This window comes from Pedosphaera parvula Ellin514, from assembly GCF_000172555.1.
In the GTDB taxonomy this organism is placed as follows: domain Bacteria; phylum Verrucomicrobiota; class Verrucomicrobiia; order Limisphaerales; family Pedosphaeraceae; genus Pedosphaera.
Genome location: NZ_ABOX02000012.1, coordinates 103,293 through 122,642, shown reverse-complemented (window position 1 = coordinate 122,642; position 19,350 = coordinate 103,293). Strand labels below are relative to the sequence as shown.

Below are 19,350 nucleotides of genomic sequence, written 5' to 3'. Positions count from 1 at the left end.
TTGAATTGGAACTTTCCTGGCATTGAGCTTAAAAGCTTCATGATCGCTGTCATAGAAAAGCTGCAATTCCGGGTTCACGGATTTGCACGGGTCACTGACTGCAAGGATACAGTTTCAATCATCTGAAAGTAGCTTTGATTTTACCGTCGGCTTCAAGTGCTGCCACCAAAGCGTAAACATTTTTTTGCAGACACCAGGGGACATCCTCTCGCAGATCGGGCATTGCAAGCAACCTGCGCCCATTCCGTGAGTGTTTCAAAGCGTTTAGGAGATTCTTGGAGTGTTGCAGGTAGATTTGGTGCGCCACGATGACGGAGTCGGCCATAAGCATTTCATCGTAATCCGGCCACAGCTCCTCCACCAGCGCGCCGACACCCAGGATATCTTCGAAGGAGGCTTGGTCGCCGGTTCCGCTGCACACCAACAGGAGTTCTTTAGGGCGATGCCGGCGCAAATAGTCGGACGTGGCAGTCAGGTTTAGGAGTGAACCCACCAAAACCGTTTGCGCGCCCGTACAAGCTCGCAAGGCACGAGAGCCATTGGTGGTCGAAATCACGATGGTGTGACCTCGAATTCTCTCCGGCGTAAATTCACGCGGCGAATTACCGAGGTCAAAGTCAATTCCACCGGTGAGATTGGCCTGAATCCGCAAGCCGTCACGCTCGCCCGCGAGCAGAACTTCAGGATGCTTCTGTCGCCATGATAGCGCCTCAGGAATATCAGAAACGGGAATCAGCGCGTTTGCTCCGTGCGCCAGGGCAGTGACGATCGTACTGGTAGCCCGAAAGACATCAAACACCACACACGTTGTTGCGCTGAGATCGCGCCTGGATAGTGCGTCGAACTCAGCCGGAGCAAAGAGCACTTCAAAGTTGGTTGACATGTCGAAATCAGAATTGCGTCTGGCGAGAATACTTCAAGCAACAAAAATCACGGTCGGTCCGATCTCCTGGAGACTTGTTTGGTCCGCATATAATGAAAAAGGTACTGTTGGGCATATCCAGCGTTGGGACCAAAGTAGGTCTGTGTGAACTTTTCCAGCCTCTTGCGGCTTGGACGACGTTTGGGAAAGTAAAGATGCTGTAAAGCCTTCATCACCCAAACATCGACCGGAAAAGCTGCCTGAAAACCGTAGGCAAATAGGAGCACGCAGTCTGCTATTTTTCGTCCGACGCCGGGCAGCTTTAACAATTCTGCACGCGCATCGTCCACGTCCATCCCGTACAACCGCTCCAATATCACCTCACCCGAGTGGATCATACGTGCAGTTTCCCTCAGGTAAGGGGCGCGGAATCCCATTTTACAATCCCTTAGTTCTGCTTCAGTGGCTGCGGCCAGTCGCATGGCAGATGGGAAGGCATATGCTGGACTGTGCCCCGGCGGAACCGGGACCGGTTCTCCGAACCGGATGCAAAGCAACTCCACAATCTGCTGAATTTGCACGATCTGCTTGGTAGATGATAAAATAAACGAGGCCAGGCACTCCCACGGATTCTGCCTTAACAGTCGCAAACCATGGCACGCTCTGATGGCATTTCCCAACGGTTCGTCTTTGGGGAAGGTGGCCAGCACGCTCTTCAGTTCCAGATGAGTTTGCAGAAAATCGACAAGCCAACTCCAATCTGTGACCGGCTCAGCAACCTCGGCGATAATTGAATTGGAAGAAGACCGGAGTCGAACCCAATGATTTCCGATCACGCCAATCCATGAATTGTGCTCTTCACGCCAACGAAAAGCCTGCCCGGAGGAAAGCGTGCCCGGCAGATCGTAATCTGTAGCTGGAATGATTATTTCACGTTCGGTAATCCGCATCTTAGCGTAAGCCCCGGCATTCGCAAATTTGGATGCGTCGGATTCGCTGGTCCCGGTAAAGCACATAGACTGCGTCTAAATCCGTTACTGATTCGAACTCATCTTCCAATTGCTCGGGTGGTGATGGAGGAGGGGGACCTATCAAGTCGAGTTCCTGAACGTAGATGGCGTTCTGCCCTTTTCGACTTTCGTATCCAGGCCAGAAGTAAAATTGGTTCACCGGTTCCTCGCTGGTAATGAAGTAAACCAGCGGATCATCGGCAGTCGCACACTTCCTCGCTTCCGGTAGATTGAAAGCAATCTGGCTGGCGATCCCATAATGACCGCCGATGATAAAGACAGGTTTTCCTTCCTTACTCAGCTTTTGCCGGGCGTCCTCCACAACTTGAGCTGTGTCGGTCCATGCCGTTAGCCTTCGCAAGGGATCCTTATTAGGCGGCAAGGTATAGCCTGCCACACCCACTATGCGGTTTATAAGCTTTGTCTCATGAAGAAAGATTGTAGCCAAGCTGCCTAACACCAATCCAGTGACCAGCAATAACAATATCCTTCGTGAGCCTTGCTGCCACCTGAGATCATAATAAACGACCGCGAGACAGAACATCGGAATAATGGAGGGAGCGATCCAGTTGGGCAAAACGCGCGCATGGAACGTCAGCAGAAAATAAGCTGCCACGATGGGCGCTCCCATGCTGAAAAAATACACCAGAATTGGTTTCTCAGATTTATACCTCCAGAAAACGAAGGCCGCGAAAATCGTGGGAATCAAAAAGAATGGATTGAGAAGAACAAGTTCCGCGCCAATAAAATTCAGGGTAAACTGTTGAAAGGAATGGAGCAGTTGAGCAGGTGAAAGATTCCAATCCTGCTGCAAGCTCCCGTCATTGGCCACATGTTGGACGGTGATCCAATGGTGCTGATAATTCCAGATCAAGACGGGCAGGGCACAAATCAGGTTGATAAGCAAGGCCACATAGGGGCCTGGCTTGCGCAGCTGTTTCCGTGCAGGAGGCCATAAAACAAATAACAACACCCAGCTTGCCAGTTGAAACAGGCCGGTATATTTGCTCAGAAATCCCAGCCCCATCCAGAGTCCAACCCAGCTCCAATTGCGGATGGTGGCATTTTCTTGAACCGCACTCCATCCGGCAATCATGGCCAGGGTGTAAAACATCACGGACAATGGATCAATGGTCATCAGTATCGACCCGATCAACATGAAAGGGATGGCGAGACGAAGAGCAGACATCCAGAAGGCGGCGCGCGCCCCGACCGTTCGGGCCATGAACCTAAGCAGCGCGACACTGACTATGGTGGAAATGATGGGCGAAAAGAAACGGACTCCAAAGACATTGTCTCCCCAAATGTGCGTGCCGAGCCATTGGACATAGGCGATTAACGGCGGCTTGCTATAATAAGAGAGTGCAAGGTGTTTGGACCACAGCCATTGATAGGCTTCGTCTTCAGAGATTTGGAGCCTGCCAGACGCTATGTAAATAAGCCGGGCAAACAATTGAGCAAAAATCAAGACGTAGCCCAGACGGATTAGGTGCTGGTCGAGGGTGCCCGGAGTTGCCAGTTGAATCTGACTTTCAGAAATTTTTGCATCGGGTTGCAACAAGGAAGGTAATTTCTGCCACCAAAGCGGAAACCATCTTTTTCCCGCTGAGATCCAAAGAAAATTCAAGGTCCAAACCAAGGCAGCGGCCGAGCCAGCGCCGAGGATGGCGCCGACCAATACATCGCTGGGATAATGCATTCCGCAGTACACCCTCGAGAAGGCGACCAGGCACGCAAGGGGCAGCATGAAGCGCCAACTCCGGCGATAGAAGATGAAGGTAATCATGGCAGCTGTGAACCAGTTGGTGGCATGCGATGAAGGCATGCTAAAACTGTTCGAAACACCCATGCCGTGAGGAATGTGGACGGCCGCCAGGGTGTTGAAAGGACGAGGACGCGCGATGGCGTGCTTAATGGAATTTGAGAGAAGGGAATCTCCCAGAAGAATACCGAGCAGCAAAAAGGCAACGCAGATGCGCCCGCGAGCACCACCAGCAATGACCAGAATTGCACAAACCAACAACAACGCAGGCAAAAATAAAGGATTGCCGCTAAGGAACGGCATCACCACTTCAAATAAGCTGTTGCTCAGTGTTGAATTAACAAAATGAAACAGCTGAGCATCCAGTGCTTGCAACCAGTGCATCAGGAAAGACTCTAATCGACGCAAACCGCTTGCAAACTAAATAAAATGCAAGCGGCCGGCGGGAATTAATAAGAGATGATGGAGCGGACCGGATAATTCTGCAGCTTATCACGGCCGGCCAGGAACTTGAGTTCAATGAGAAAGGATATCTCAAGAATTTCGGCCCCCACCTTTTGCAGGAGAGAAGCGGCCGCAGCAGCCGTCCCGCCGGTGGCAAGCAAATCATCTATCAGGAGCACTCGACTGCCTGGTTTGACCGCGTCGATATGGATGGCGATCGCGTTGGCGCCGTACTCCAGATCATAACTCTGTTCGTGAGTCTGATAAGGCAGTTTCCCTTTTTTTCGGACAGGAACGAAACCAGCTTCGAGCTTTAAAGCTGCAGCTGCGGCAAAGATGAAGCCGCGGGCATCAATGCCGACAATGGCATCCACCATTCCGGGTTTGAAGTTTCCGATCAGGAGATCGATGCTGCCAGCGAAGAGACGCGGATCAGCCAGCACTGGTGTGATGTCTTTGAACTGGATTCCAGGCTTGGGAAAGTCAGGAATATTCCGTATGGCGCTTTCGATATCCGAACGCGTCGGCTTTGCTTGTGTCATGAGTGGTTATGGTTGAATCAGGTTCTCAAGCCTTTTTGGCTTCGATCTTTTCTATCATCTTGCGTAATTTTTTCAGAGCAATATTTTGGATTTGTCGAACGCGCTCACGGGTGACGCCAAATTTTTGGCCGACTTCCTCGAGCGTTTTCTGGTTTCCGCCATCCAGACCAAAGCGTGCGCGAAGTATGGTTGCCTCCCTTGGATCCAGGGTTTTTACCAATTCCTGCAGCATCTTGGTCACCGTTTTCTCTTCCAGTTGCTCGTATGGCGTGTCGGCGTTCTCATCCTGAACGACTTCCGCAAAATTGTTCGAGTCTTCATCGCCGATCGGGGCATCCAGAGACGCCGGGCGGATGGCCGCAGTGCGCATCTGGCTGACTCGCATCGCTGAGATGTTTAATTCGTCGGCTAATTCCTCATCGGAAGGTTCACGGCCAAGGATCTCCTGAAGCTTCAGGGCCGTTCGACGCATCTTCGAAATCTTATCCACCAAATGGACTGGAAGTCGAATAGTTTTCGATTGATTTGCCAGGGCTCGCTTGATGGATTGTTTAATCCACCAGGAACCGTAGGTGGAGAGTTTACCACCTTTGGCAGGGTCAAACCGCTCCACAGCCTTCATCAACCCAATGTTGCCCTCGCTGATGAGGTCCAGCAGTGGAAGCCCGATCCCTTCGTAGTCGCGCGCAATCTTTACAACCAGTCGCAGATTCGCCTTGATCATGAGTTCGCGGGCCTTCTTGTCGCCTTTTTTGATGCGAGCTGCCAGTTCAATCTCTTGCTGTGGAGTCAGGAGTTGAACCTGACCGATCTCCCTGAGATAGAGCTTGATGGCAGTGTCACCGTCGTAGGAGGTGCGTTCCCGTTCGTGTATGGGAGCCAGATCTTCCACAACCGCTGGTACCGCATCAATCACGGGACTGGATTCCTCCAATTCAACCGGTTTTGACTTGGCAGAAATTTCATGCCGTGGTGCAGGCATGTGAGGAACGGATACTGTAGTTGCCCGGGCCCGCTTATGTTTGCTGCTCAGTCGGGATTGATCCCGGTGGATCTTGATGGGGCGTTTGGATTTTGCAGCCATATGAGATTTAAAAATAAGAGTCAGTCCCCGCTCGCAAGTGTCCAGATAACGTTTTTAGTTCGCTACTCTGTCCCAAGTGAATAACAAGAATCCGAGCGCGTGTGTATGGGGAATAATGCCCACGGAACCCCGGGAAACAGGGGCATCTGTGCGTGGAATGGCCTATCTTCGATCATTGCGGGCTATCATCACGAACTGAAGGAGCTGCATCATGGAGGTCACGAGGGCGGCCACGTAGGTCAACGCCGCAGCGCTCAAAACCTTGCTGACCGCAGGTCCTTCCTCCGCTCGCACGAGACCGAGTTTCAATAATTGTTGTTTGGCCCGGCGGCTGGCGTCGAATTCAACGGGCAGGGTGACCAATTGAAAGAGAGTCATTACAGCAAATATGCCGATTGCGATCGGGATAAGTCTGCTCAGATGCAAAATAAAGCCCAGGATGAAAAGTCCCATCCACGCCATGCTGGCGATTTGTGTCACCGGAACCAACATCATGCGCAGATTGAACAAGGCATAGGCAGCCTTCTGTTGCAGTGCATGCCCGGCTTCGTGCGCAGCAACTCCAACTGCAGAGATGGATTGCCCATGAAAATTCTCAGAAGATAGAAAAAGCGCTTTTTTGCCCGGGTCAAAATGATCGGTTAAACGTCCGCCAATTTCCTCCACCGGCACGTTAACCAACCCCGCATCACTAAGAATTTCCCGGGCTGCCTGCGCTCCCGTTAAACCGGAATAGGTTCGGACTTGTAAATATTTATTGTACGCTGCCGTTAGTTTAATTTGAGCATAGATACCCAAAAGAAATCCCGGGATAAGCAGCCACCAATATGCACCAAAAATCATAAGTTTCCTTTATTGCCAATCACGCTCCAATCTAATCCAAAATCACCTTTTTGAAACCCGGGATCAATAATCCATCCAGAGATAGACTTCGCGAGCAGGAGAAAAGGAAAATTTATAAGCTAAACTGGCTATGGATTAGCCAGTTAGGAATTTGGCTGCCAAATGGATTGGTGGCAGGAAGTGCAGCTATAAAGCTACAGAAGGCAAAGGCTGGGAGACGGGCTCAGACTTCGAGCACCTTTTCAAAGCGGGTCAGATTTTTTGATTTGCCGGTTGTAATCAGCGCTACATCCTCAATTCGCACACCGCCAATTTCTGAATAATATAGGCCTGGTTCCACCGTGATCACCTGGCCGGCCTTCAGAACCCCAGTCGAGGTGGCTCCAACGCGGGGTGACTCATGAATTTCCAGGCCGAGCCCATGCCCAGTGCCATGGAAGAAGCCTTGCATACGCCCATCGATTTTCCCAGTTTTGTAACCTTGCTTGTTGAACAAGCTCAAGACAGCTTCATGCACTGTTGCGGTGGGGGTGTTTGCTCGCATCAAAGTAAAGGCGAGTTTTTGGCCTGCATACACTGTATCGTAAAGTTTCCTTGCTGCCTCGGTGGCCCGCCCTTTCACGACGGTCCGGGTAATATCCCCAAAATAGCCGGTCTTTTGTGCACGGGGGAAAATGTCCAAAATGATCAACTCATTGGCACGCAGAGGGCCATACCCGCGCTCATGGGGATCACATCCCTGCCTGCCGCCAGCGACGATCGTGTTAGCCGCGAAACCACCTGCCTGCAATACGGCAGTGTCAATGATGGACCGGAGTTTTTCCGAGGTCAGAGGAGAGTTTTGGTGGAGGAGGCGATTACCTTTGCCTACCTTTGAAGTTTTTAATGCCTCAATTCCAGCTGCCATTCCGATTTCAGCCATCCGCAGTGCAGCAGTGAGCTTTCTAACCTCGTCAGCGGTTTTAATTTCCCGCTCAGGAATAAAATTACCAAGCTCAGGCTTTACACTTATACCCAAGTTTTTGAGTTGGGTGGCGAGACCAAAAGGAAAATTGTTAGGGACAAAAACCGAGCTGGTTTTGTTTTCGCGTAAAATCAACTGAATGACTCCAGCAAAATCGGGTGTTTTACCTTTGCTGCGCAGATTCTGGTAGTAATCACTCAGAGGAAGAACCTGACAACGAGGGGCTTGCTTTCGAGCCCGGTCAATCTCCAGATCGCTCATCACAATGAATTCCCGGCCGCTGAGGCGAAGATAAATGAATGGGTCCGGAACGAACATGCCAACCGTATACAACATGTTGGCGTCGTGTTCGCTATCGGCGACCATCAAAAGATTCTTTGTCTTTGCTTTGCTAGGAGCCATGGCAGTTCGAGAATGGAGTGATTGGAAATTGATGGGATTAAACGCCGAATAAACGGTCACCTGCATCACCCAGCCCAGGAACGATATACCCTTTGGCGTTGAGCTTCTTATCGATTGAGGCAGTGAAGATCGGCAGGTCAGGGTAACTGGCGCGAACCCTGCGGATTCCTTCCGGTGCGGCCACGAGGTTTACCATGCGGACATGTTTGGCTCCGAGCTCAGATAACAAATTCAAGGCCGCAACAGAGCTGCCTCCGGTTGCCAGCATGGGATCGATCAAAATCACTTCAAATTTGCTCAGATCCTTTGGCAGACTTTGGTGATAGAAAAGGGCCTGGAGACTTTTTTCCTCGCGTTTCAAACCGATGAATCCGACTCGCGCATGCGGGATTAATTGCAGGATGGAATCGAGCATGCCCAGACCGGCGCGAAGGACAGGAACGAGAATAACCTCACGGCGCAGACGTGAACCGCGCGTCCTGGCAAGAGGGGTCGTAACGGTGGTTGGTTCAACGGCGAAGGTGCGGGTAGCCTCGTAGATCATCAAAGCTGCAACCTCACTGAGAACCCTACGGAACTCCTGAGGTTCAGTGCGTTCATCCCGCAGGCGCGTGAGGTTATGTTGCACCAATGGGTGCGAGATTACGGTAACACTTTTGTCCATGCTTTAGTGAATATAGGTGGATGAGAGAAAATATAGATATCCGGCTTTGATATTGGGAGCATCGATGCCGATATCCAGCTTGATGGTTGCGGATTTGGCATTGCTCTCGCCGAAAAGACGAAAGAGATTTGAGAGGTCAAAGAGGGGTTGGTATTGGATTAAGTTGGCCTGGTCCTTGGAGACGTGACCCAATTCCTCGGCCTTGGTCACTGCGACTTCAAGATCGCCAACCTGATCCACAAAGCCCAACTTTTCCGCCTCTTTTCCAGATAGAATGCGACCATCGGCGTAGTCTTCCCAGTCAGAACTTAATTTCCTTCCTTGATGTGCCTTGTAGGCTGCATTGCGACCAGATCGCACTACATCCTTAAATTTGTTGAAGGTTTCATCAATGAGGGCCTGCACCATTTTTCGTTCCTCCGGCAGGACTTCTTCCGGACTTTTAGTGCCGCTCAACATATCCTTAAATTTACCGCTCTTGTAAACTTCGGGACGCACGCCAACCTTGTCCAATAGGCTGCGATAGTTGAAGCCATGCATGATCACCCCGATACTGCCGGTGATGGTCAATTCATTGGCAACAATCCAATCGCATGGGGCTGAAACATAATAACCGCCGGAAGCGGCCAGACTGCCCATGGATACAACGACAGGTTTTTTTGATTCCGTGCGGAATTTGGTAATGGCATTGGCAATTTCGTCTGAGGCAAGGACTTCTCCGCCGGGCGAGTTTACTCTCAAGATGACAGCTTTTACGAGGTCATCCGCCTTGGCGCGTCGCAACTGCTCCTTGATGGAGGAAACCATGCCGATGCTCCCTTGTTCGGAGGCACCGCCGGCAATCACACCTTCAACATCAATGACAGCGATCTTGTTCTCAGCATCATTGTCCCGCATCACAACTTCTTCCATGCGGGGGCCGCTGGATGAACGAGCTGATTTTCCGCCGCCCTTCAATCCACTAGTGAGAGAATGGCCAATGTTCAGCAGAACGCTCAAACCCAGGAGCACCAACAACACAATGGCGAAGACCATCCAGCCGGTTCCCTTTCGCGCAGGTCCCGGCATGGGAGATGGGCGCACAAAGGGAGGGGGATTATTGGAGATCGGAGGTGGCGGCGGAACCGAATGTCCTGGCGTCGGCGGATTATTTTCCGGAGGCAAATTACTATCCATGGCATGAAAACTACTTCAAAGAAGCTGGAGGGGCAAGTGCATTGCAATGTCTTGCGGCGGCGATGGGTTAACTTATTCAACTACTGGCCCGCATAATCACGCCAAAGCCATCGAAGTGATTCAGGCAGAATCGCACCGCCATGCTTGCCGTTGTGGGCGCCATCTCCAAAAACGAATTTGTAATCATATTTGGCGAACTTCAAGGCCGCGGCCATTTCCTGGTTGGCGAGCGGCCAGTTTCCATGGGCGTTGTCCAGGTCGTTGGCGCCATCCTGAAGAAAAACCCGAATGGGCTTGGGAGAGGTTTTGCGAATAAGGGATGGATAAACATATCCGCCGCGGATGTTGGTGAAGCTGCCCACGTGACTTATTACTTTGCTGAAGGTGGTGGGACGTTCCCAGGCAGCGGTAAATGCACAGATACCGCCTGAACTGGCGCCACAGATGGCGTGGCTTTCGGCATTGGTAGCCAGATTGACCTTCTTCGAGACTTCCGGAATTATTTCTTCCAATAGAAAACGGGCGTATTGGTCGCTCGGTGTGTCATATTCAAAGCTCCGATTTTTGCTGGCCGGTTTTCCCGATTCACCAGCGGGAATTTCACCTGGGTTGATAAAAATTCCAACTGTTACGGGCATTTCCTTTTTGTGGATCAAATTATCGAAGACTACCGGGACGCGGTAATCACCATTCGTGTTCACATAGGATCCACCATCTTGAAACACCATGTAACAAGCAGGTTTCTCAGGCGAGTATTGGGCCGGGACATAGACCCAATAGTCGCGTTCCGTTCCGGGAAAAACTTTGCTTGTCCAATGATACTTGGTAACCGTTCCCTGGGGCACGCCTTCATGGGGCCTGGAATCTTCACCGAGTTTGTAATTGTCGGCCGAGAGCGCGGGTATGGTTGAGAGAAGCAAGGTTAACTGGAGCAGGGCAATGAACTGATATTTCATATAAAATTTTGAGTAGGAATCGGCGCTCAATCACCGTTGGCAAAGGGAAGAAGCAAGGACATCGATGAGATTGTTCAACTGCCTTTCAGTGTGTTCACTCGAAACAACAAAGCGAAAGTAGCCGCTTTCAGGTCCTCCCGGGTATTTGATGAACGGAGGATGAATTCCAGCCTTGAGGAGGTTTGATTTTAAACGCCCGGCCGCCAGCGCGTTTTGAGGAATGATGGGAACCACCGGACTGGGCGTGTTTACGATATCGTAACCGGCGTCGCGAACCTTCGTTTTTAGATATTCAGTATTTGCGTTCAAACGCTGGCGTAGCGTCTTGTCGGTTTTGAGCAGCTTTACGGACACCGTGGCAGCATGGGCCAGTGGTAGAGGTAACGGAGTATTGCCGACGAAGAGTCTGCTCTTATCGATTATGGTTTCCTTTAATGAAACCGGTCCGAGCACGGCACCCCCATACACTCCAAAAGCTTTGCTTAAAGTGGTTGTTTGGATGATTTGCTTCCGGCTCACTCCGGCGAACTCAGGAGTCCCACGACCCATTTTGCCCAGCACTCCGGCGGCATGGGCATCATCAATCAGGAGGACTCCTTCGGCAGGAATGAACTGCAAGTAGTCCTTAACCGGCGCAATACTTCCATCGTGCGAAAACATTCCGTCTGTCATCACGATCGGTTTAATTTTTCCCAACCGTTGGAAAATGCGGCCCAGATCTTCGGGGTTGCGATGTTTGAATTTGATAACCGGGCAGTCCAGCAGTTTAGCGGCATCGACCAGACAGCCGTGGGCGCGCTCATCAATCAGCGCATGGGAATATTGACCGGTGCAGGCTTGTCCCACCATCAGGGTGGGGGCATATCCGTTCGAGGCGAGGAGAGCGCTTTCCGCAGCAAAGAATTGCGCCAGCGCCTTTTCCAACCGGCCATATACTTCATGGTTGCCCGTGGTGAGTCTTGAGGCCGAGACGTTGAGACCGTAATTAACCACTCCCTGTTGAACCGCTTTCAAAACTTCAGGATGGCTGGCCAGCCTGAAATAATCGCAGCCAGCAAAATAAGAAAGCTTGCGGTTCTTAAAACGCACGTAAGTACGATCAACCTGCTGCAATGGCGGCGGAACAGTTGTCATTCTTGAGTTGGTATAGGGGAGTCGGGATTTAAGCGCACGACAAAAGTAATTGCTGCCTCAAGGAGCAAGCTCGATCCGGTCTCCCGCTTCCAAAGGAAAGTCATAGCCACGAAGCACGCGAATGGGATCTACCTTCACCGCTTCACCATTACGCGTTACCGTGATACTCACAGGATTGCCCAAACCCTGGTATGAAGCTTCAATCAGTGCCTTGGCAAGCGTGAGTTCGATCGTCCAGGGAATCGTATGATTGGCAACGTTACCGAGGACCAGCACGGTGAACTTGGGTGCCTGACCTTGAGCTGTGCCTTGTTGCTGGCCGGTCCAATAAGCTTTTACCTCTCTCCTGCGGGCTTCCTTCTCCGAGGTGCATCCAGCCACTGAAATGGCGAGAATTAGAAAGCAAACCATGCATTTCATAACTACGTCTAGTTTAGCAACTGGTGGGAACTTCCTGCAACACTTCAACGCAATGTGGAATTGCACCGACCACGAAGCTTAGGCATTCGGTGGCACCACTGGGTTTGCCGGGCAGGCAGATTACCAGAGTCTTTTCCACCACCACCGCAAGGTTGCGTGATAGGATGGCGTTCTTTGTGATCTTCATGGATTCCAGGCGCATGACTTCGCCGAATCCCGGCAACTCGCGGATGGCGATTTCGCGGACTGCTTCCGGGGTAACATCACGCAAAGCTACTCCGGTGCCGCCCGTCGTCAGAATAAGCTGACAACCTTTGGCTATCTGCTCCCGAATGGCACGTTGAATGTCACGCTTTTCATCGGGAACCAAAGACTCCGCCAAGACCTTCCAGCCATAATCCAAGGCAGCTTTTTTAAGCGCCGGCCCGCCAAGGTCGTCATAAAGGCCTTTTGAAGCACGATCCGAAATGGTGATAATTCCAACCAGAAGTTGCATAAAGAATTATTTTTTTGTTTTCGAAATCAATTTTATATCGGTAATTCGCATTTGCTTATCCACCGCTTTACACATGTCGTAAATGGTCAAAGCGGCTACACTAACCGCAGTCAACGCTTCCATTTCAACACCGGTCTGGGCGGAAATCTTCGCAGAAGCTTTAATTATAATGCGGTCCCTGGTCTCGGGGAACTCAAAATTAACCTCACAGTGGGAAATAGGTAGAGGATGACAAAGAGGAATCAACTCGCCGGTTTTCTTTGCCGCCATGATGCCTGCCAACCGGGCTGCCGCGAGAACATTTCCCTTTGCAATGTTTTCTGACTGTATGAGTTTGAGCGTGTCGGTTTGCAACCAAATTTCACCGGAAGCGACGGCTTCACGCAATTGGACCGGTTTTGAGGAAACATCCACCATGCTGGCTTCACCCCGGGAGTTGATGTGCGTAAGTCTGCCCATATATTAGAGGGATTTTTTCCAGTCCTGGACGGCGGCACGCATTTGCTCGGCTCCATTCATTCTCGGGGTCACGAACCGTGGCGTAAACCAGGGAAACATTCCAACCAGATCATGGGTGACCAGAATCTGGCCATCACATTCCGAGCCTGAGCCTATGCCGATGGTTGGAATCGGAACGCTGCGCGTCAACTCTCCAGCAACGGTTTTGGTTACCAATTCCAGGACGATGCCAAAAGCGCCTGCTTCAACCAAACTTTGCGCGTCGGCCAGCAACGATTGCCGTTCGGCTTCAATTTTGCCTTTGATATGATAACCACCTTCTTCGCGAACATGCTGCGGCAGCATCCCCAGATGGCCCAGGAAGGGGATTCCGTCCGCGACAATGGCGCGCACTTGCTTCTCGATGCTATGGCCACCTTCAGCTTTAACGGCTTCGGCGCCAGCCAGCATCAGGCGACGCGCACTCTGAAGAGCGTCCTCCACGGTCTCGTAACTCTTGAATGGAAGATCGGCTACCAGGAGAGCACGGGGTTTGGCTCGTGCAGCAGCCCGGACGTGATGCTCCATCTCCTCCATGGTGACCAAAGTTGTGTCTGAATATCCGAGGACGACCATACCCAGGGAGTCGCCAACCAGGAGCAGAGGAATCCCGGATTCATCCAGGAGTCGCGTCATGGGAAAATCGTAAGCGGTGAGCGCGGCGATTTTCTCACCACGCTGTTTCATCGCACGAATATCTTTGGCCGTGATCTTATCCGCACTCATCAAATGAAATTAGGCTCTTTGAAAGCTTTTGACCAGTTCTGCAGGTGAGGTAACGGCAGTGCCCACCTTGCCGACGACGATGCCTGCAGCATGATTCGAAATCATGGCGGCTTCCACCGGAGATGCCCCGCCCGCAATGGCGAGGGTAAATGAGGCAATCACAGTATCGCCAGCGCCAGATACATCGAAAACTTCCTGAGCCTGGGTGGGGATATGAAAGGGTTTCTGACCTTCGCGGCAGAGGAGCATTCCAAGTTCTCCCAGCGTGACCAGAAGAAGAACGGGTTTCAGTGCCTTCAGTAATCGTTCTACCACCAACATCAGGTTTTTGTCGGCCAATGGATTTGGGTCCTTGGTATCATCCGGAAGATTTGCCAATTCAAAGGCTTCCTTGCGATTTGGTGTGATCAACGACAACCCGGTCAGGTTCAATTGATGTACCGGTTTCGGATCCAAACTTAGCCAGACGCCATGTCGCCGACAAAGGAGCCTGGCTCCATCGAGGAGATCCTGGGTGACCACACCTTTCCCATAATCGCCGATAATAACCGCGGCAGTGGTCGTGATTTGTGCTTCCAATGCAGCAAGAAGGCGACGAGTCATTTTATGATCGAGTCTGCCCCGGGTTTCCCGGTCCAGCCGCACCACCTGTTGCTGATGGGCGACGATTCTGGCTTTCACGCTGGTAGCGCGAGTGGCATCGGGCAGCAAGCCCGTACAACCGATTCCCGTTTCAGTAAGCAATTGTTTCAACTGCAAGGCTGCCTGATCGCGGCCAACCACTCCGAATAAATCTGTGGGAACCTGGAGAGCCGTGAGGTTGCGAGCCACATTGGCAGCTCCGCCCGGAATGAAACTTTCGCGGTCAAAATCCACCACCGGAACAGGAGCTTCGGGTGAAATCCGCGCCACATGACCCCAGATAAAATGGTCGAGCATGACATCACCGATTACAAGCGTGCGTGTCCTGCTTGCGGCGGCGAGTATGTTGCGAACCCTTGCCAACGATAAAGCATTTTGCTTCATACGAAACCCAGATGTTTATCAACTTCCGAAATAATGTCGATGAACCATTTTTTGAAAAAAAGTAGTTCAGCCTAAAAAAGCCGTAAGCGGACTGGTGGGGCTGGCGGCATCTTGTTGTGGACCGAGCCCAATTTCATAAGCTGCACGTCCAGCTTCGACCGCACTCTTGAAAGCGATGGCCATGCGGTTTGGATCGCTGGCAATGGCGATGGCGGTATTTACCAGGACTGCGTCGGCTCCCAACTCCAGCGCCTCGGCGGCGTGACTCGGGGCGCCAATTCCGGCATCAACAACCACCGGCACTGTGGCTTGTTCAATAATGATGCGAAGTTGATCACGGGTTTGCAGACCGCGGTTGGAACCGATTGGCGAACCCAAAGGCATGACAGTGGCGGTACCCGCTTCCTGCAGTCGTTTGGCGAGTACGGGGTCGGCGTTAATATAGGGAAGCACTGTGAAACCTTCTTTGACGAGGATTTCAGCGGCCTTCAGAGTTTCGATTGGATCCGGCAGGAGATAACGCGGATCAGGATGAATTTCGAGCTTTACCCATTTAGGCAAACCTGCAGCCACTGCCAGGCGGGCCAAACGAACAGCTTCCTCCGCGTTCATTGCACCACTGGTATTGGGCAAAAGCAGGTACTTTTTGGGATCAATAAATTCGAGGATGTTGGCGAATGGATCACCTTTGCCAGTGAGGTCAGCGCGTCGAAGCGCGACAGTGACCATTTCTGTCCCGCTTGCGGCGAGAGCATCACGCATCGCCTCCGGAGAAGAGAATTTGCCCGTGCCCAGAATCAACCGGGATTTAAACTCTCGACCGGCAATATTCAATGATTGAGTCGCCAAACGCATCGGACACAGTATTAGGCAAATTAAGGATTTGTCGAGAGGGTAGGCGTTTCATCAGATTAACTGCTAAGGCATTGTAGTTTAGCTTCAACGTCCATGAGCAAGGGCAGGAAACTTTCAAGTCTATACCGAATGCCAAATTAATTTCCGAAATGGGGAAAAGAAACAGAATGAACGAAGGAAATAAATTTGTGGAAAATGGAGACTGAAAAGTCATGGTTTTAGGGACCAGAAAATTCATTAGTGATTGGGAGCAGGGTGCTTTTGATTTGAGGCGGCGTTGTCGCCCTGGTCGCTATCTACTGATAGCGCCTGCGGGCTCCGCCTTGCCTCAAACCAAAATCCCTCCTGCCATTCGGAAATTTCTTTCGGCATTCGGTATAGACTCATGGCAACGAAGCATCTACTTTGGCAACATGTTTCGTCCGTGCATCGATCTGCATGAAGGTAAGGTAAAGCAAATTGTCGGTGGAACGCTGGAAAGCGGCGCCTCGGCATTGCGCACGAATTTCGTCTCCGACCGCTCCAGCGCATATTACGCTGAAATGTATAAGCGAGACGGACTGAAAGGCGGCCATGTGATCATGCTCGGGCCTGGAAACGAAGAGGCGGGGAGGGCGGCATTACGGGCCTACCCGGGCGGGCTTCATATTGGTGGTGGAATCACCATTGATAATGCTGCGAGTTTCCTGCGTGAAGGCGCTTCACATGTCATTGTCACATCGTGGGTGTTTCAAGGGGGGCGAGTTGATTGGGATCGGTTAACACGATTGGTGAAGGCCATTGGGAAGAAGCAACTTGTTTTGGATCTGAGTTGCCGTCGCAAAGGCGCAGACTATTTTGTGGTTACCGATCGTTGGCAAAAGTTTACGGAGTTAACCGTTGCCGAGGAGTCGCTGCAGCGATTTGCCGACTACTGTGCTGAATTTCTTATCCATGCGGTGGATGTTGAAGGTTTGTGCCGGGGCATCGACCATGAATTAGTGGAGAAATTGGGTCGCTGGAGCCCTATTCCCACAACTTATGCGGGTGGTGCGAGCAGCCTTCAAGATCTTGAAGAAGTCACCAGGCTGGGCAAGGGCAGGGTGGATCTGACAATCGGTTCGGCACTCGATATCTTTGGGGGCACTGGCGTGCGTTATGAAGATGTTGTCGCCTTTAATCGCAAGCCAGCCAGCACGTGAAAAGATAATTGTGGAAGGCCTTATCGGTGGGCCCGGGAAGAGTCGGCAAAATAACCCTGCTGTGCAATCAACGCCTCGGGGGTTCCGATCTGTGTCACCTTCCCGTCTTGAAGAACTAGAATTTTATCCACACGCTGGATGGTGCTTAAGCGATGAGCCACAATCAGGGTCGTACGTTTCCGCATGAGTTGTTCGACACTGGCGATCACGGAGGCTTCACTTTCGGCATCCAAGGCACTCGTGGGTTCATCCAGGAGCAGAATCTGAGCATCTTTAAGGAAGGCGCGTGCAAGATTTAGCCGCTGTCTTTCGCCAACACTTAAAGGGGCGGCTCCTTCTCCAACAACTGTGTTGTAACCTTGGGCAAGCTTTTGAATGAAGCTATCAGCATTTGCCGCCCGGGCCGCATCGCGAATTTCCTCCAATGAAGCACCAGGCTTTCCGTAGGCAATGTTCTCAGCGATGGTCAGCGGGAGAAGGATCGGTTCCTGTGGCACGACTGCAATATGGGATCTTAGATCAGCAAGCTTCAGATCCCGGGTATCCACTCCATCGAGCCGCACTGCACCCTGGATGGGATCAAAAAAACGGGGCAGGAGGTTCAGCAGGGTTGTCTTGCCAACACCGCTTGGACCGATAATGGCCAATGACTGACCCGCCTCCAATGCAAAATTAATGTCGCTGAGAACCGTTTGATCTTTTTCATAACCGAAGGATACGTGGTCGAATTGCACACTGCCGGTGAGTTGTAGGGAATTATCTGGTGAAGTGGAGCGGGTGGTTGAGTTGGAACCTGCAATTGCTCTGGCATTCGGCGAATCAATAATCTCCTCCTTCGTATCCAATATCTCGAATACCCTTTGGGTTCCGGCACTGGCATTGGCAACCGTCGCACCAACATGGGAGAGTTGATTGAGTGGCTCATAGAGCTGCGCCAGATAGGCGGTAAAAACGAGTAATTCTCCAACCGTCAGTTTATGATTTATGACCTGCACGCTTCCCAACCAAACAATTGCTGCGGTGCCAATGCTGAAAGCAACAGCAATGGCCAGCCAGTAAAGCAATTCCCAAGCATGTTGCGAAAGTCGCTTTTGCTGGGCTTCGGCAGTTTGAGATTTAAATTTTCGTTCTTCATCCTGTTCACTGGTGTAGCTCTGGATGAGTGGAAGTGCATGAATGGTTTGTTGTATGAAGGAGGTCACCTGGCTGTCAGCCTGCTGGGCTTCGGCACCGCGTTCACGCATCTTCTTTCCAAAGTATTTCACGGAGATCACCAGCAGAGGGGCGGTGGCCAGGGAAGCAAGTGTAAGGGAAACGTTGATCTGACACATGACCACAACCATCAAGATCAAGGTGAGCAGGGCAGTAAAGAATGTAATTAGACCTTGTTGGAAAAGCGTCTGGAAGGAATAGGTGTCCCAGGTGGCGCGATAAATCAGGTCGCCGGTTTTGGAACCGTGGTAAAACTTCATCGACAACTTCTCCATGCGACCAAATACCTCATTGCGAACGCGACGCAGGCCTTGAAGTCCGACCTTGATGGAGAGGTAATTCGTCGCCGCGGAAAGAAATCCCTGGCTCAGATGCAAAATCAAGGTGGCAACGCTCAATAGAATCAAGAGCCTGCTCTTCGGCCATGCATTCAATCCCGCTCCAAACCAGCCTGGCAGAGGTTTGGTTCCTAAAACAGCATCGACAATAATGGCCAATGGCCATGGTTTAAGCAGATTGGTAATGATGCTGGCCCCCAGCAACAAGGCCATGACCGCGATACGCGGCGCATCGCGGCGGAAGTAACGTAAGGCGCGGAACGAGTTGTTCATCAGCATGCCGACTGTATAGGGTGCCAGCAGGTGAATCCAGTTTTAAGCCTTTTTGAGCCACAAAGATAATAAGCTATGAGAGAGTAATTTGGATGAGATTCACGCAGTATGCGTGTAAATTTTGCTTTCCCTATGAGTCTGAAGGTAAAAATTGCAGGTTTTTCGATATTTATGGAGTTGGCATTGAGGTTGCTGAAAGCAGGCAGAAGCATAACACCAGACTAGTATGGCTAGGAAACTATACATATTTAATCCGACGGGAAGGCAACGAGCCAACTGGAACTCGAACGCGCCGATCAAGGTTCTGGGTGGTTACAGCACAAATTACACATTACTGGGAGACCAGTATGCAAAGATATTAGGCGTAGGACACCAGTTTGACAGTCGGGTAAAGCCTTGGGCTTTGAATTTTGCCGCAGTTGCGAAACCCGTAAAAGGTGGCGCCAGCCGCCTGGATCGCAATTTTAGGGGGTGGGGATAAA

General features: G+C 51.4%; 21 protein-coding genes. 2 read left to right on the top strand and 19 right to left on the bottom strand.

Annotated elements, in window-relative coordinates; genetic code table 11:
* Window positions 1-118: 118 nt before the first annotated feature.
* From CFLAV_RS11830 to CFLAV_RS36920, 18 genes are all read right to left on the bottom strand, one after another.
* Window positions 119-883, bottom strand: a complete 765-nt coding sequence (locus tag CFLAV_RS11830; RefSeq protein WP_007414959.1) for a 2-phosphosulfolactate phosphatase — start codon at window positions 881-883, stop codon at window positions 119-121.
* A gap of 47 nt (window positions 884-930) precedes the next feature.
* A complete protein-coding gene (locus tag CFLAV_RS11825) occupies window positions 931-1,812 on the bottom strand; it encodes a DNA-3-methyladenine glycosylase family protein (protein WP_007414958.1) in 882 nt (293 codons plus the stop codon).
* 1 nt (window position 1,813) lies between these two features.
* Complete coding sequence (locus CFLAV_RS11820; protein ID WP_007414957.1) at window positions 1,814-4,018, bottom strand: glycosyltransferase family 39 protein; 2,205 nt, start codon at window positions 4,016-4,018, stop codon at window positions 1,814-1,816.
* 65 nt (window positions 4,019-4,083) lie between these two features.
* Window positions 4,084-4,620: an adenine phosphoribosyltransferase gene (locus tag CFLAV_RS11815; RefSeq protein WP_007414956.1), complete on the bottom strand. Its 537-nt coding sequence runs from the start codon at window positions 4,618-4,620 to the stop codon at window positions 4,084-4,086.
* Window positions 4,621-4,645: 25 nt separating this feature from the next.
* Window positions 4,646-5,704, bottom strand: coding sequence for a sigma-70 family RNA polymerase sigma factor (locus tag CFLAV_RS11810; RefSeq protein ID WP_007414955.1), 1,059 nt, complete (start codon window positions 5,702-5,704; stop codon window positions 4,646-4,648).
* Between the two features lie 162 nt (window positions 5,705-5,866).
* On the bottom strand, window positions 5,867-6,547 hold the full coding sequence (locus CFLAV_RS11805) for a zinc metallopeptidase (RefSeq protein ID WP_007414954.1): 681 nt from the start codon (window positions 6,545-6,547) through the stop codon (window positions 5,867-5,869).
* Between the two features lie 223 nt (window positions 6,548-6,770).
* Entirely contained in the window at window positions 6,771-7,913 is a 1,143-nt protein-coding gene (locus tag CFLAV_RS11800; protein WP_040548280.1) for a M24 family metallopeptidase, read from the bottom strand.
* Between the two features lie 37 nt (window positions 7,914-7,950).
* Window positions 7,951-8,577, bottom strand: a complete 627-nt coding sequence (gene upp / locus CFLAV_RS11795; RefSeq protein WP_007414952.1) for a uracil phosphoribosyltransferase — start codon at window positions 8,575-8,577, stop codon at window positions 7,951-7,953.
* Window positions 8,578-8,580: 3 nt separating this feature from the next.
* Entirely contained in the window at window positions 8,581-9,753 is a 1,173-nt protein-coding gene (gene sppA / locus CFLAV_RS11790; RefSeq protein ID WP_083808874.1) for a signal peptide peptidase SppA, read from the bottom strand.
* Between the two features lie 80 nt (window positions 9,754-9,833).
* Complete coding sequence (locus CFLAV_RS11785) at window positions 9,834-10,709, bottom strand: alpha/beta hydrolase (RefSeq protein WP_007414949.1); 876 nt, start codon at window positions 10,707-10,709, stop codon at window positions 9,834-9,836.
* Between the two features lie 30 nt (window positions 10,710-10,739).
* Window positions 10,740-11,843 carry an aminotransferase class I/II-fold pyridoxal phosphate-dependent enzyme gene (locus CFLAV_RS11780; RefSeq protein WP_007414948.1) on the bottom strand — a complete coding sequence of 368 codons (1,104 nt, stop codon included), beginning with the start codon at window positions 11,841-11,843 and terminating at the stop codon, window positions 10,740-10,742.
* 57 nt (window positions 11,844-11,900) lie between these two features.
* Window positions 11,901-12,263: a hypothetical protein gene (locus CFLAV_RS11775; protein WP_007414947.1), complete on the bottom strand. Its 363-nt coding sequence runs from the start codon at window positions 12,261-12,263 to the stop codon at window positions 11,901-11,903.
* A gap of 13 nt (window positions 12,264-12,276) precedes the next feature.
* Window positions 12,277-12,759, bottom strand: coding sequence for a MogA/MoaB family molybdenum cofactor biosynthesis protein (locus tag CFLAV_RS11770; RefSeq protein ID WP_007414946.1), 483 nt, complete (start codon window positions 12,757-12,759; stop codon window positions 12,277-12,279).
* Window positions 12,760-12,765: 6 nt separating this feature from the next.
* Complete coding sequence (gene moaC / locus CFLAV_RS11765) at window positions 12,766-13,218, bottom strand: cyclic pyranopterin monophosphate synthase MoaC (RefSeq protein ID WP_007414945.1); 453 nt, start codon at window positions 13,216-13,218, stop codon at window positions 12,766-12,768.
* A gap of 3 nt (window positions 13,219-13,221) precedes the next feature.
* On the bottom strand, window positions 13,222-13,983 hold the full coding sequence (gene panB, locus CFLAV_RS11760) for a 3-methyl-2-oxobutanoate hydroxymethyltransferase (RefSeq protein ID WP_007414944.1): 762 nt from the start codon (window positions 13,981-13,983) through the stop codon (window positions 13,222-13,224).
* A gap of 9 nt (window positions 13,984-13,992) precedes the next feature.
* Window positions 13,993-15,009, bottom strand: coding sequence for a bifunctional heptose 7-phosphate kinase/heptose 1-phosphate adenyltransferase (locus CFLAV_RS11755; RefSeq protein ID WP_007414943.1), 1,017 nt, complete (start codon window positions 15,007-15,009; stop codon window positions 13,993-13,995).
* 66 nt (window positions 15,010-15,075) lie between these two features.
* Window positions 15,076-15,864 carry a thiazole synthase gene (locus tag CFLAV_RS11750; protein WP_007414942.1) on the bottom strand — a complete coding sequence of 263 codons (789 nt, stop codon included), beginning with the start codon at window positions 15,862-15,864 and terminating at the stop codon, window positions 15,076-15,078.
* A 237-nt stretch (window positions 15,865-16,101) separates the two neighbouring features.
* Window positions 16,102-16,236, bottom strand: a complete 135-nt coding sequence (locus CFLAV_RS36920) for a hypothetical protein (protein ID WP_272941472.1) — start codon at window positions 16,234-16,236, stop codon at window positions 16,102-16,104.
* A 41-nt stretch (window positions 16,237-16,277) separates the two neighbouring features.
* Between CFLAV_RS36920 and hisA the strand changes: the two genes are divergently transcribed.
* A complete protein-coding gene (gene hisA / locus CFLAV_RS11745; RefSeq protein ID WP_040548271.1) occupies window positions 16,278-17,045 on the top strand; it encodes a phosphoribosylformimino-5-aminoimidazole carboxamide ribotide isomerase in 768 nt (255 codons plus the stop codon).
* A gap of 20 nt (window positions 17,046-17,065) precedes the next feature.
* On the opposite strand, the gene CFLAV_RS11740 is transcribed toward hisA, so the two are convergent.
* Window positions 17,066-18,874, bottom strand: a complete 1,809-nt coding sequence (locus CFLAV_RS11740) for an ABC transporter ATP-binding protein (protein WP_007414940.1) — start codon at window positions 18,872-18,874, stop codon at window positions 17,066-17,068.
* 220 nt (window positions 18,875-19,094) lie between these two features.
* Between CFLAV_RS11740 and CFLAV_RS11735 the strand changes: the two genes are divergently transcribed.
* Window positions 19,095-19,349, top strand: coding sequence for a hypothetical protein (locus CFLAV_RS11735; RefSeq protein ID WP_007414939.1), 255 nt, complete (start codon window positions 19,095-19,097; stop codon window positions 19,347-19,349).
* Window position 19,350: the final 1 nt, after the last annotated feature.

Bases quoted from the DNA above. Each gene is read 5' to 3' on its own strand.
- CFLAV_RS11785 (WP_007414949.1), bottom strand. From the start codon at position 10,709: ATGAAATATCAGTTCATTGCCCTGCTCCAGTTAACCTTGCTTCTCTCA.
- CFLAV_RS11815 (WP_007414956.1), bottom strand. From the start codon at position 4,620: ATGACACAAGCAAAGCCGACGCGTTCGGATATCGAAAGCGCCATACGG.
- CFLAV_RS11820 (WP_007414957.1), bottom strand. From the start codon at position 4,018: ATGCACTGGTTGCAAGCACTGGATGCTCAGCTGTTTCATTTTGTTAAT.
- sppA (WP_083808874.1), bottom strand. From the start codon at position 9,753: ATGGATAGTAATTTGCCTCCGGAAAATAATCCGCCGACGCCAGGACAT.
- CFLAV_RS11770 (WP_007414946.1), bottom strand. From the start codon at position 12,759: ATGCAACTTCTGGTTGGAATTATCACCATTTCGGATCGTGCTTCAAAA.
- CFLAV_RS11780 (WP_007414948.1), bottom strand. From the start codon at position 11,843: ATGACAACTGTTCCGCCGCCATTGCAGCAGGTTGATCGTACTTACGTG.
- upp (WP_007414952.1), bottom strand. From the start codon at position 8,577: ATGGACAAAAGTGTTACCGTAATCTCGCACCCATTGGTGCAACATAAC.
- CFLAV_RS36920 (WP_272941472.1), bottom strand. From the start codon at position 16,236: ATGCCGAAAGAAATTTCCGAATGGCAGGAGGGATTTTGGTTTGAGGCA.
- CFLAV_RS11755 (WP_007414943.1), bottom strand. From the start codon at position 15,009: ATGAAGCAAAATGCTTTATCGTTGGCAAGGGTTCGCAACATACTCGCC.
- CFLAV_RS11830 (WP_007414959.1), bottom strand. From the start codon at position 883: ATGTCAACCAACTTTGAAGTGCTCTTTGCTCCGGCTGAGTTCGACGCA.
- CFLAV_RS11775 (WP_007414947.1), bottom strand. From the start codon at position 12,263: ATGAAATGCATGGTTTGCTTTCTAATTCTCGCCATTTCAGTGGCTGGA.
- CFLAV_RS11750 (WP_007414942.1), bottom strand. From the start codon at position 15,864: ATGCGTTTGGCGACTCAATCATTGAATATTGCCGGTCGAGAGTTTAAA.
- moaC (WP_007414945.1), bottom strand. From the start codon at position 13,218: ATGGGCAGACTTACGCACATCAACTCCCGGGGTGAAGCCAGCATGGTG.
- CFLAV_RS11735 (WP_007414939.1), top strand. From the start codon at position 19,095: ATGGCTAGGAAACTATACATATTTAATCCGACGGGAAGGCAACGAGCC.
- hisA (WP_040548271.1), top strand. From the start codon at position 16,278: ATGTTTCGTCCGTGCATCGATCTGCATGAAGGTAAGGTAAAGCAAATT.
- CFLAV_RS11805 (WP_007414954.1), bottom strand. From the start codon at position 6,547: ATGATTTTTGGTGCATATTGGTGGCTGCTTATCCCGGGATTTCTTTTG.
- panB (WP_007414944.1), bottom strand. From the start codon at position 13,983: ATGAGTGCGGATAAGATCACGGCCAAAGATATTCGTGCGATGAAACAG.
- CFLAV_RS11810 (WP_007414955.1), bottom strand. From the start codon at position 5,704: ATGGCTGCAAAATCCAAACGCCCCATCAAGATCCACCGGGATCAATCC.
- CFLAV_RS11825 (WP_007414958.1), bottom strand. From the start codon at position 1,812: ATGCGGATTACCGAACGTGAAATAATCATTCCAGCTACAGATTACGAT.
- CFLAV_RS11740 (WP_007414940.1), bottom strand. From the start codon at position 18,874: ATGCTGATGAACAACTCGTTCCGCGCCTTACGTTACTTCCGCCGCGAT.
- CFLAV_RS11800 (WP_040548280.1), bottom strand. From the start codon at position 7,913: ATGGCTCCTAGCAAAGCAAAGACAAAGAATCTTTTGATGGTCGCCGAT.